Annotated in this window: 7 protein-coding genes; all 7 read left to right on the top strand. The window is 49.0% G+C overall.

The features are described from left to right. The first annotated feature begins 185 nt into the window (after nt 1-185). Nucleotides 186-623, top strand: coding sequence for a GtrA family protein (locus CLOSYM_RS16995; RefSeq protein WP_003502056.1), 438 nt, complete (start codon nt 186-188; stop codon nt 621-623). An 83-nt stretch (nt 624-706) separates the two neighbouring features. Beyond that, entirely contained in the window at nt 707-3,823 is a 3,117-nt protein-coding gene (locus CLOSYM_RS16990; RefSeq protein ID WP_044902703.1) for a YfhO family protein, read from the top strand. A 28-nt stretch (nt 3,824-3,851) separates the two neighbouring features. Next, nucleotides 3,852-4,376, top strand: a complete 525-nt coding sequence (locus tag CLOSYM_RS22825) for an adenine phosphoribosyltransferase (protein WP_003502050.1) — start codon at nt 3,852-3,854, stop codon at nt 4,374-4,376. A gap of 231 nt (nt 4,377-4,607) precedes the next feature. Next, nucleotides 4,608-5,576 (top strand): D-2-hydroxyacid dehydrogenase, encoded by a 969-nt coding sequence (locus CLOSYM_RS16975; protein WP_021643057.1) that lies wholly within the window; start codon nt 4,608-4,610, stop codon nt 5,574-5,576. A gap of 301 nt (nt 5,577-5,877) precedes the next feature. Continuing rightward, nucleotides 5,878-8,163, top strand: coding sequence for a RelA/SpoT family protein (locus tag CLOSYM_RS16970; protein WP_003502044.1), 2,286 nt, complete (start codon nt 5,878-5,880; stop codon nt 8,161-8,163). Nucleotides 8,164-8,337: 174 nt separating this feature from the next. After that, the gene (locus tag CLOSYM_RS16965; protein WP_003502041.1) at nt 8,338-8,982 is read left to right on the top strand and encodes an MBL fold metallo-hydrolase; all 645 of its coding nucleotides are present in this window, start codon (nt 8,338-8,340) and stop codon (nt 8,980-8,982) included. Continuing rightward, nucleotides 8,979-10,436: a coproporphyrinogen dehydrogenase HemZ gene (hemZ, locus tag CLOSYM_RS16960; RefSeq protein WP_021643054.1), complete on the top strand. Its 1,458-nt coding sequence runs from the start codon at nt 8,979-8,981 to the stop codon at nt 10,434-10,436. Before CLOSYM_RS16965 ends, hemZ begins: the two co-directional genes overlap by 4 nt. Nucleotides 10,437-10,455 lie beyond the last annotated feature (19 nt).

Genomic DNA, 10,455 nt, shown 5'->3' with positions numbered 1-10,455 from the left:
GGACGCGTCCTCCAACCTCAGTTAAATCTCCATAGTGTCAACTAACTGACATTGGCCTGTGTACAGTAACGAATTTCTTACAAATTTCAGCAGGATACGGCATAAACCTTTACAAGAGAGTCAGGCTAATATAAAATATAGGGCAAACGGCTCAAATAACGTGAGAAAATTATGAGGAATCTGATATGTTAAAAGAAAAAATGGGAAAACTGTGGGCAAGGTTCGTGAACCGTGAGACGGTTTCCTACTTTATTTTCGGTGTCCTGACGACTGCGGTGGACTGGATGGTCTACCCGCTGATGAGGTGGCTTGATCATTCGGTAGCCTGGTCCTCTGTCGTGTCATGGGCGGCAGCAGTGATTTTTGCGTTTGTAACCAACAAGATATTTGTCTTTCAGAGCTATACGTTCCGGCCGAAGGAGCTTTCGAGGGAGTTTGTGTCTTTTGTCTCCTGCCGCGCCCTGACGGGGGCCTTCACAGTAGTGGCCATGGTGGTTATCGTGGATGTAATGGGCTGGAATGAGTGGATTGGAAAAGTAGCGGTATCGGCGATGTCGCTGGTACTGAATTATATATTCAGTAAATTATTTATCTTTAAAAAGACGGCAGACGCAAGAGAATGATTGAAGTTTTTAATTGAAGCGTGTGATTGCTCAGATCCCCGTTTCCCAACAGGGATGCGGAGAATAACGTTTTGGAGGAACTTATGGACAGGGATGAGATATCCGGAATTTCCAGAGAATTTGAAGAGGTGCTGGAACAGGTGTCGGCAGGAATTCAGCCTGCTGAGCAGGTAACGGGACAGCCGGTTCCGGATGAAAAGCTATCCGGACAGCAGAGCTTTGAAAAAAACGCAGCGGCCCGGGCCGTACAGGAACAGAGTGCCTCAAGCCAGGGTGCCCGGGAACAGCAGGAGGCCGGACAGCCTGTTTCCGGCCGGATAAAAGCATGGAAACAGCCGCAGGATAAGGCGGTGAAAGAATTGTTCTATGCGCAAGAACCGGACAGCTGTCAGAAAGAACATAACGGGGAAAACAGGACAGCCGGCAGAGCCGCCAAAGAAAATGAATATCGGGATGACGGTGAAGTCAACGGCGGCGGTAACAACGTCGGCAACAACAACGGCGGTAACAACGGCGGCGATAACTCAGAAGAATATAACACCGAAGAATACAGCGAAGAAGAATACAGCGAAGAAGAATACAACGAAGAAGAATACAGCGACGAAGAATACAGCGACGAGGGTGAATACAGCGTGGGCAGGGAGGAATCGACGCGGTGCGGCGGCATTCTCCATCCGTCGGACGGGCTGATAGCGGCATTTTTTATTCCGGTTATCGTTTTGGTCGTGATATTTGCCCAGCGGGGGATATTTCCGTTTGGACAGGAGAGCTTTCTGAGAACCGATATGTACCACCAGTATGCCCCGTTCTTTTCCGAGTTTCACCATAAACTGAGAACCGGCGGAAGTCTGCTGTATAGCTGGGATATTGGCATGGGAGTGAATTTTGCCGCTTTATATGCCTATTATCTGGCAAGCCCGCTCAACTGGCTTGTCATGCTGTGCCCCAAAGAATATATCATTGAGTTTATGACCTATATGATTGTGTTTAAAACGGGCTTAAGCGGACTTACATTTTCCTGGTATCTGAAGAAACATAATCGGACATCGGATTTCGGCGTTGGATTTTTCGGGATTTTTTATGCGCTTTCCGGATATATGGCTGCCTATAGCTGGAATATCATGTGGCTGGATTGTATTCTTTTATTCCCTTTGATTATGCTGGGACTGGAAAAACTTGTAAAGGAAAAGAAAGGGATGCTCTACTGCGTGACCCTTGGCCTTTCCATTCTGTCCAACTACTATATTTCCATTATGATCTGCCTTTTTATGGTGATTTATTTCATCTGTCTTCTGATTCTGGAGGGGAAGAGGCGCGCGCGGGACTTTTTCATCAGTCTTGTCCAGTTTGGAGGATATTCACTGATAGCAGGGGCGCTGGCCGCCTTTGTGCTGTTACCGGAGATCGCCGCCCTGCAGAGCACGGCCTCCGGAGATTTCAATTTCCCGAAGACGTATGAAATGTATTTTTCTATTTTCGACATGCTTGCAAGGCACATTGGAAATGTGCAGACTGAAACGGGACTTGAGCATTGGCCAAATATCTACTGCGGTGTGGCCGTATTTATGTTCTTCCTGCTGTATCTGGCGTGCAAAAAGATTCCGGTGAAGGAAAAGGCGGTATTCTGCGGACTGCTGCTTCTGTTTTTTGCCAGTTTTTCAATCAATGTACTGAATTTTATCTGGCACGGGTTCCATTATCCGAACAGCCTGCCCTGCCGCCAGTCCTTTATTTACATTTTCCTGATACTGTCCATGTGTTACCGGGCTTATATGCATCTGGAAGAAACACCGAAAAAACATATTGCGGCCGCATTCTGGGGGTCCGTCTGCTATGTGCTTCTGGCACAGAAGCTGGTGACGGACAAAGCGTTCCACTTTATTGTATTCTATGTGGCAATCCTCTTTCTGGCGATCTATGCAGGCCTTATCTATTTTTATAAGAACCCGCGCAGATCTAGGACAGCGGCAGCTTTACTGACTCTGGCCGTGGTTGCGGTGGAAGCTGCGGTTAACATGACCGTGACCAGTATCACGACGACGAGCCGTTCGGCTTACAAGTCGGACAATGAAGGCGTCATTGAACTGACCGGCGATTTAAGGACGGGAAACGGTTTTTACCGTGTTGACAAGGTGGACGCAAGGACGAAGAATGACGGGGCCTGGATGAATTTTCCGTCGGTTTCCCTGTTTTCCTCTGTGGCCAATGCCGATATGACCGCTTTCTTTAAGGAAGTCGGATGCGAAGGTTCGACTAATGCATACAGCAGCGTCGGCAGCACCCCTCTTGTGGATTCCCTGTTTTCCGTCAGATATTCGCTGTATAACAGCAGGCAGGAGAATCCTAGAATCCAGTTGAAGGAATTTTCCGGGGAGACGTTTCTTTACGAAAATCCCTATACGCTGCCCCTTGGGTTTATGATGCCGGATATTATGGAGACGGGTTGGAAGAGAGATCTTCCAAATCCGGCGGATGTGCAGAATAATCTCTGTGACGCTCTGGATGCCCCGCCCGTTTTAGAAAGTGTTCTGGGTGAGAATAATGCAAAGACATTCAGCTTCACTCCGGAGGAAGACGGGGAGTATTATATTTGTGTCATGAACCACCAGGTGAAATCCGTTAAGATGACTGTCGGGGAGACGACGAAAACCTTTGACAGCCTGAACCGCGGGTATCTGGTGGAAACCGGCTACCTGAAAGCGGGAGAGACCGTAACACTGGAAAATAAGGACAACTCGGACGAGCTGAATGCAGAGGCATATCTGTTCAGGGAAGAGGGCCTGAAGGCCGTATACGAAAGGCTCAATGGCAATCCGTTTATTCTCGGTGTGTGGGATGATGATTATCTGGAAGGAAATGTGGATGCGGGAGAAGGCGGGACAATGTTTCTGTCAATTCCGTATGATAAGGGATGGACGGCTACGGTAGACGGAAATCCTGTGACGCTCAGGAAGATGCTTGGAACCTTTTCCGGGCTGGAGCTTCCGGAGGGAAGGCATACTATTGTCCTCACCTATATGCCGGAAGGCCTGAAGATGGGAGCTGTCATCAGTGCAGCCGCCCTTGCACTCCTGCTTATGCTCGCTGTGGGGGGATGGCTGATAAGAAAGAAAAGCAGAAAGCCGACACCTTACGACAGGCTGGATGAAGAGTGGCATGGGGAAGCATTCCCGAAAAGAAAGCATATACAGAATAAATAGCAGTAATATTGAGAAAAGAGGAAAGCAGATGAAAAAGTTAGAAGAATATGTCAGAAGTATTCCGGATTTCCCGGAGCCGGGTATCATTTTCAGAGATATCACCACGATTCTTCAGGATCCGGACGGCCTCCATCTGGCTATCGACGGCATACTGAGAGACTTGGAGGGAGTTGATTTTGACGTGGTCGTGGGACCTGAGTCAAGAGGCTTTATCTTTGGTGTTCCTGTTGCCTATGCGCTTCACAAAGGATTTGTTCCGGTGAGAAAAAAAGGAAAGCTGCCCTGTAAAACGGTTGCTATGGAGTATGAGCTGGAATATGGCAGCGCCGTAATCGAGATGCATGCAGATTCCATAAAGCCGGGGCAGAAGGTGGTCATTGTGGATGATCTGATCGCCACGGGAGGAACTACGGAGGCGATGATTAGGCTGATTGAAAATCTGGGCGGAGAGGTCGTTAAAATCTGTTTTGTCATGGAGCTGGCCGGCTTACACGGCAGAGACCGTCTGGAAGAATATCCGGTTGATTCCCTGATCACCTACGAAGGAAAATAAGATTGTCAGATAGGCTTTGACAGCAGTGAAAAGCACGCTTGGCGGGATTTTCACTGCCGATAAGTCAGGGAAGGGCGCCGCGGCAGGATCTACGCGGCGCCTTTTCATTGACGGCGGTGACTTGTGCGCAGAGCGTGCAGCGGCGGTAGGGAATTATGCCGCCGAAGCGGTCCGCCGCAGGCGGGGAATACCCCGAGCGGGATTCTTTTTAGCGGAAAGGTTGGAGATAGTATGAAACGTATTTTAGTGACGCTGCCGGTTACAGAGGAGCAGAAAAGACAGTATTCGAATATTGCTCCTGAGGCAGAATTTATATATTGCAGAAAAGAGGAGGTTACGGCCGGTCTGGCGGCCAGGGTTACGGCGGTCATCGGCAACATAGCGCCGTCCCTGCTTGCCGTAAACCAGGGAATTGAGTGGGTTCAGCTTAACAGCGCGGGAACCGACGGCTATCTGGCAGAGGGAGTGCTGTCCGGCTCTGCCGTGCTCACCAATGCGACCGGGGCATACGGAACAGCGATTGCAGAGCATATGACTGGACAGCTTCTAATGCTTTTGAAAAAATTCCCCGTATATCTGGAAAATCAGAAAAACAGAATCTGGAAGGATGCGGGAAGGGTCCGCCCAATCATCGGCTCCCATATCCTGATTGTAGGGGCAGGGGACATCGGAATGGAATTTGCATCCAGAATGAAGGCGTTCGGAGCCTATATAACAGGCATCAGACGGACTGTACGGGAAAAACCGGACTGCATGGACGAGATGGACACGGCTGAAAATCTGGAGAAGCGTCTGGCCCAGGCCGATGTGGTGGCCGTATGCCTGCCGGGGACCAGAGAAACCTTCCATCTGTTTTCAGAACGGCAGTTTGCGGCGATGAAAGAAGGAGCCGTCTTTTTAAATGTAGGACGGGGGAATATCGTGGATACGGAGGCGCTTGTCAAAGTGCTGAAGGAGGGAAAGCTGTGGGGAGCGTCTCTGGATGTATTTGAGCAGGAGCCTCTTCCTGAGGACAGTGAATTGTGGAGCTGCCCCAATCTTCTGATTACGCCCCATGTTTCGGGAGGTTTCCATCTTCCGTATACAGTGGACCGGATCGTGGAGATCAGCCTGAAAAACCTTGCGGCATATATACATCACGAAGAGTATGTAAGTGTGGTTGACCGGGCTACCGGCTATAAAGTGTCAGGTTCTTTGTAAGCACAGGAAACGAAAGGGATGCGGCTGAATAGAATAGACAGGTGAGGGAATAATCCTGTTATAGACGCAGAATATCACATGACAGATATGCACAAGGGCGTCGGCTTATGAGATTTTATTACTGTTTACGGAAGCGCATTTGCCGGCGAAACGTGGACAATAACTGCATAAGACGGCTGAATCAGGCGTAAAACCCTGAAAGTCTTGCATTTTTTGACAAAAATATTTATAATAGTGATTATTCTGTTAAGAATTGATAAACCGACGGGGAAAGCTGCCCGGAGGCCAGGAGGCATTGTATATGGGAAGTTTGGAAATAATTAAAAAACTGGATCAGGAGATAGAGGCGCCGGCCGACTTTACAAGTCCGGAAAAACTCTACCAGGAACTGATTGCCGGTATTCGCAAGTATCATCCGTCGGATGACATTACGATGGTGGAGAAAGCATATGACATTGCATATAACGCCCATAAGGAACAGAAACGCAGATCAGGTGAACCGTATATTATTCACCCGCTTTGTGTTGCCATCATTCTGGCAGACCTGGAGCTTGACAAAGAGACGATAGTGGCGGGCATCCTGCATGATGTTGTGGAAGATACGGTAATGACGGAGGAAGAACTGACCTCCATATTTGGTGAAGAGGTTGCCCTTCTTGTAGACGGGGTTACAAAGCTGACACAGATATCATGGTCCATGGATAAAGTGGAGATTCAGGCGGAGAATTTAAGAAAGATGTTCCTCGCCATGGCGAAGGATATCCGCGTTATCCTGATCAAGCTGGCCGACCGTCTGCATAATATGCGGACGCTCCAGTATATGAAGCCGGAGAAGCAGAAGGAAAAAGCCAGGGAGACGATGGACATTTACGCTCCGATTGCCGACCGCCTCGGTATATCAAAGATTAAGACGGAACTGGATGATTTGTCATTAAAATATCTGGAACCGGAGGTTTATTATGAGCTGGCCGAGAAGGTGGCCCTACGCAAGGATGCAAGGGAAGCGTTCGTACAGGGGATTGTATTTGAAGTAAAAAGCCACATGGAAGACGCCGGCATTGAAGCCAAGGTGGACGGCCGCGTCAAACATTTTTTCAGTATTTATAAGAAGATGGTTAACCAGGATAAGACCCTGGAACAGATATATGATTTATTTGCAGTGAGAATTGTTGTGGAGACGGTTAAGGACTGTTATGCGGCTCTGGGAGTCATCCATGAACTGTATAAGCCGATTCCGGGACGCTTCAAAGATTATATTGCCATGCCGAAGCCGAACATGTACCAGTCCTTACATACGACGCTTATCAGCAGCAGCGGGCAGCCTTTTGAGATACAGATCAGAACTTTTGAGATGCACCGTACCGCGGAATACGGTATTGCAGCCCATTGGAAATATAAAGAGAGCGGAAGCAGTAAATCAGCGACAGACAGCGCTGAAGCGAAATTATCCTGGCTGCGCCAGATTCTGGAATGGCAGAGGGATATGTCGGATAACAAAGAATTCCTGAGTCTTTTAAAGAGCGACCTCGATCTTTTCACCGACAATGTATACTGTTTTACACCAACCGGAGATGTTAAGAACCTTCCGAGCGGTTCTACGCCTATTGATTTTGCCTATTCGATCCACAGCGCCGTCGGAAACAAGATGGTGGGGGCAAGGGTTAACGGGAAACTGGTCAATATTGACTATGTGATCCAGAACGGGGACCGGATTGAGATTATTACGTCCCAGAATTCCAAGGGACCGAGCCGGGACTGGTTAAAGCTTGTCAAGAGTACACAGGCAAAGAATAAGATAAACCAGTGGTTTAAGACGGAATTAAAAGAAGACAATATTTTACGCGGCCGCGACCTGATTGATAAGTACTGCCGCGCAAAGGGAGTCAACTTTTCAGATATTAATAAACCGGAATACACGGATAAGGTCATGAAACGCTATGCGTTCAAGGACTGGGATTCCGTACTCGCCTCCATCGGACACGGCGGCCTGAAGGAAGGCCAGGTCATCAATAAGATGCTGGAGGAGAGAAACAAGAAGCTGAAGAAGGAAGAGACGGACGCTACCATCCTGGACGGCATCAGCAGCGAAGGCAGCAAAGTGCCGGTGCTGGCGGCCGGTAAATCACAGAGCGGCATCGTGGTAAAAGGGATTCATGACCTTGCGGTCCGGTTTTCCAAGTGCTGCAGTCCGGTGCCGGGGGATGAGATCGTTGGATTTGTTACCCGCGGCAGAGGAATCTCCATCCACAGGACGGACTGCATTAACGTGATTAACCTGCCGGAGGAAGAGCGGGAACGGCTGATTGATGCCGAGTGGCAGCAGCCCGAAGGCTCGACCGGGAAAGAGAAGTATTCAACAGAGATTAAGATATTCGCCAATAACCGGATCGGCATGTTTGTGGATATCTCAAAAGTATTTACAGAGCGTCAGATTGATATTACCTCGATGAATGTCAGGACCAGCAAACAGGGGAAAGCCACCATAATGATGGCGTTTGATATTCATGGAATTGAGGAGTTAAATAAACTGACTGATAAGCTAAGACAAATTGAAGGTGTCCTTGATATTGAGAGAACTGCAGGTTAAAACGTTGTCACCGCTGTGCTGCCGAAGCCGGGCGTAGTCTGCTGCGCCGCTTCGGCGCTTTGTCCTGAACGGATGGCGGATGCTCAGTCACGGGAATTTACGCAGTATACTGGATTCAACAGCTGCTGGCTCCGGCATGTTTTCTGCGGATACAAGAGAAAGGCGGATATAAAATTGGAGATAACAAGACTGGTAGTAGGGATGGTGGAAACGAACTGTTATATTGCATTGAATCCTCAAAACAAGGAGGCTGTCATTGTGGATCCGGGGGATAACGCTCCGAAAATCATTGAAACATGTGGAAAACTGGGCGCCTCTGTGAAGGCCATACTGCTGACCCATGGTCATTTTGATCATGTAATGGCGATGGAGGAGCTGCGCCTGAAATATAAGGCGCCTGTTTTTGCATCTGAGCAGGAGGCCGGGGTTTTGGCGGATCCGGACAAGAACCTGTCCTGCCAGTTTATGAGCGGAGGCCTTTATTTAAAAGCGGACAGGCTTTTGAAGGATCAGGAGGAATTCGAGCTGATTGGATATCAGTTTAAGGTGATCCATACGCCGGGCCATACCTGCGGCTCCTGCTGCTATTATATAGCATCGGAGAAGGTGCTGTTTGCAGGCGATACACTGTTTGAAGGCTCCTACGGACGGATTGATTTTCCGACGGGGAATTCCAGGGAGATGATAAACTCGGTAGCTAATGTTCTGTTTGGGCTTCCTGAAGATACGGATGTATATCCGGGCCACATGGGCTATACCACGATAGGGGATGAAAAGAGATACAATCCTCTGGCCGGATACAGAGGGAGAGAATTATGATTGCAATTCTGCTGGATGACAATTCCTTTGAGCAGGATATCCGGGAGCTTCTGATGGCTTTTTATCCGGGAGAAGCATTTACTCATAAGAGGGAAGAAGCGCATGAGGCAAGATTTCTTGTAAAGGGAGGGAAATGCGGCTGTAATTTCGACCTTTATATAGAAGACAATGAAGGTGCGCCGGAGGACAGAACCGTCAGCTTTGCTTCGGTAAAGCCGGACTTTACCAACCGGTTTGAGGCAAAGAACCTGATTAAGCGTACACTTTACAGCTTGCTCCGTACCCGTACGGGAACGGAACTTCCCTGGGGGACGCTGACCGGGATACGTCCGACAAAGATAGCGCTGACAAAGCTTCAGGAAGGCCGTGACGCCCGGTGGATCCGCGATTACATGAGGGAAACCTACTGCACAAGCGATGAGAAGATAAGCCTCGCTCTTGATGTGGCAAAGAGGGAGCTTGCACTCCTGGAGCCGGTGAACTATGAAAAGGGCTACAGCCTTTATATAGGAATCCCATTTTGTCCCACCACCTGCCTGTACTGTTCTTTTACCTCATTTCCAATCGGGAAATGGGAGGGGAAGACAAAGCTCTATCTGGACGCCCTGTTCCGGGAGATGGATTACGTGGCAGAGAAGATGAAGGGGCGGCCGCTGGACACCGTTTATTTTGGGGGAGGAACGCCCACATCGCTGAATCCCGGGGATCTGGATGCGCTTCTGTGCAAAGCGGAAGCTGCCTTTCCGACGGACAAAGTCCGGGAATTTACAGTTGAAGCGGGAAGGCCCGACAGTATTACGCAGGAGAAGCTGGAGGTATTGAGAAAACATGGAATTACACGTATTTCCATTAATCCCCAGACTATGAACCAGAAGACGTTAGACTTAATCGGCCGCCGCCATACGGTGGAGGACGTGAGGGAGAAATTCCACCTGGCCCGCGGGCTGGGATTTGATAATATTAATATGGACTTAATCGTTGGTCTTCCGGAAGAGACGCTTTGCGATGTAAAGAATACGATGGAAGAGATAAAGGCGCTGGCACCGGACAGCGTAACCGTTCATTCCCTGGCAATCAAGAGAGCCGCGAGGCTGAATATGTTTAAAGAGCGTTACGGCAATTTAAAGATTGAAAACACCCAGGAAATGATCGACATGACGGCCCGTTACGCTGAAGAGATGGGAATGAACCCATATTATCTGTACAGGCAGAAAAATATGGCCGGAAATTTTGAGAATGTGGGCTATGCGGCGCCCGGAAAAGAATGTATCTATAATATTCTGATTATGGAAGAAAAGCAGACGATCATGGCCTGCGGCGCCGGCACCACGACGAAGGTTCTTTATCCCTCCGAAAACAGGATAGAGAGGGCGGAGAATGTGAAAGAAGTGGAGCAGTATATCAGCCGGGTCGGTGAGATGATGGAGAGGAAAGAAAGATTGATGGAGATTTAGTTAAGCAGGTGAGGACGCC

Source organism: [Clostridium] symbiosum ATCC 14940 (genome assembly GCF_000466485.1).
GTDB lineage: Bacteria > Bacillota > Clostridia > Lachnospirales > Lachnospiraceae > Otoolea > Otoolea symbiosa.
This window is presented reverse-complemented; position numbering and strand designations above follow the sequence as displayed.